This window comes from Endozoicomonas sp. ONNA2 (assembly GCF_024606365.1).
Classification (GTDB): Bacteria; Pseudomonadota; Gammaproteobacteria; order Pseudomonadales; family Endozoicomonadaceae; genus Endozoicomonas.
Window position 1 is genome coordinate 1 of sequence record NZ_JAHHPO010000715.1, and the last position, 1,573, is coordinate 1,573.

1 protein-coding gene is annotated in these 1,573 nt (G+C 43.0%); it reads right to left on the reverse strand.

From position 1 onward, the window contains the following. Positions 1-1,039: hypothetical protein (locus KDK14_RS12580; RefSeq protein WP_257265484.1), on the reverse strand; the 1,039-nt coding region annotated here is incomplete at its 3' end. Positions 1,040-1,573: the final 534 nt, after the last annotated feature.

A 1,573-nucleotide genomic window follows, 5' to 3' on the forward strand; every position in this document is an offset into this window, starting at 1 on the left:
TCAACCCATCAAGATCGGTTTTTATCTGCGAAGCCTCATAAATTAAATCATCCTGAGACAGCATTTCCGATTTTGGAACCGTTGTGGTAAATAGATAAGATTGACAACCGTGAAACAGGAAAAGATCACGCTCCTTTAAATTACGTTCTTTCACGATCTTGCATGGCCATCGACATTGACCGGTATAGCTTGGGAAACCATTAATATAATCGGTGCCATCCCACTGGCAGACAGTATAGTGCCCGTGTTCCCTGAACCCACCTGCGACTTTGGGATCTGGCGAATGACTGATCCGGAGAAATGTTTTCTTGTCCGTTTTAGCCAAATAGCAATTGTCATTATCGTGTTCAACATCACTTTTTCCCAATAGGGACTGAAGAACAGGCAGCATTGATTTTATTGATGCCAGATAACTCTCTGAGGAGTCTATATTTTTGACAAACTCATCCAGGGAATTACGGTATTCACAGCCATTGCAGCGGACAAAACCATCTTTAAGATAAAACCCCTTATCTGCCAGACGGGTTATCAAATCCTTCACGTCAACGCCCTGAATATAGCCCTGAATATGAAGTAACAACGGGTAAAAACTTCGTAATCTTTCAGCATAATCTGGCAACTCATCAGCCAGGACAATTATTTTATCTTGTTTATCTTGCTCACGTTTGCCAACTGTCCTGTAAGCATCTATCACTCGCCAATCGGTATAGTCGCTGACCAGAAATATTTTCACATCCCGGTGCCTGATGGCAGTCGCGTGAAACTTGTCATCAGACCACGGCTCTGGAAAAAAAGTCAGGAAAAGTGAATCACCCCTGGTCACTGTTATTTCAAAATGATTTATTTGATCAGCTTTATTGCTGGCAATTCCTGCCCAAACCAGAAGACTCTCCTGGCTGGCCTGGTCATGCATTTTACCCAGATCAAGACTGTACTCAAGGTCGCCCTTCGGACCCTTGACATCAAACTTTCCGATAGAGTTATTGGATAAATATGGTGCGGGTTTAACCGGAATAAAGATCGTTGATGGCGTGTCCATAATTAAAACTCCTTTAGAAAAAAACTTCTCTCTAATGTGCTTTCTAAAAATGCAATACTTTTGTTACAAGTTATTAAAAAAAGAATCAATGTATCAAAAGTGAAACACGGACAGTAAATCAGCTGTCAGGCATCACCCATTGGCAAAAGACCTGTTGTTTTTCATTTTCATATAGTTTTGAACAACCTGTACCCCGGCGGTGTTTGTCAGAGTACTGAACTCCAGTCTTGACAATATCAAAAATGCTTCACTACTTATTTCGACCGCAGAATAACAAAAAAGTTTCTAATTTGAACAAATAATGAGCGAATATAAGAAATTGGGGGGGGCAGAAAAAGCCAGTAGGCTGCCGTGGGTACGTACACTGAGGCCAGAAGGCTGTCCGGGAATAGCGCCCGACTGGGCGTCCCTGTAGCGAGGATGGCAGAAAATTGGGGATATAAATTTCCGACTTTTTAGACCAATTTGCTGCCGCTGCACGACTGCATGGATGCAGGAGCCAGAGCAACGCAGGAGCAGTTGCCGCCGACTGCA